The 320-nt window shown below is 60.6% G+C and carries 1 protein-coding gene; it reads left to right on the top strand.

Annotated elements, in window-relative coordinates:
- A partial coding sequence (locus tag OC446_RS31210; protein ID WP_410055183.1) for an integrase core domain-containing protein occupies window positions 1-268 on the top strand: 268 nt, incomplete at its 5' end.
- Window positions 269-320: the final 52 nt, after the last annotated feature.

Raw genomic sequence — 320 nt, 5'->3', positions numbered from 1 at the left:
GGGAGTTCCAGTCTGCGGGACGGATCACTATCGTGGCGACAGCGAACACAATCGCCAGCACTCTTCTCGACAACCTCATCAAGCTGGACGATGCACCCGGCCCAGGGGTGCCACGGATAAAGAACTTCGCGCTCTTCGGTCCTGTGGGCGTTCCGTCGTCGCTTTGTACAACACGGTGCGCCCACATTCATCCCTGGGCTACCGGTCACCCGCACCCGAGGTCCTGCTACCGGCTTCCAAACTGGCGCCACGGCCGACCCTGAATTAGTCGGCCCTGAACAATGCCGTTTGATCAGGCTGCCATTGGATTCCAGGGTTCG

The sequence above is a fragment of the Microvirga sp. Mcv34 genome (assembly GCF_024519725.1).
GTDB lineage: Bacteria > Pseudomonadota > Alphaproteobacteria > Rhizobiales > Beijerinckiaceae > Microvirga.
This window is presented reverse-complemented; position numbering and strand designations above follow the sequence as displayed.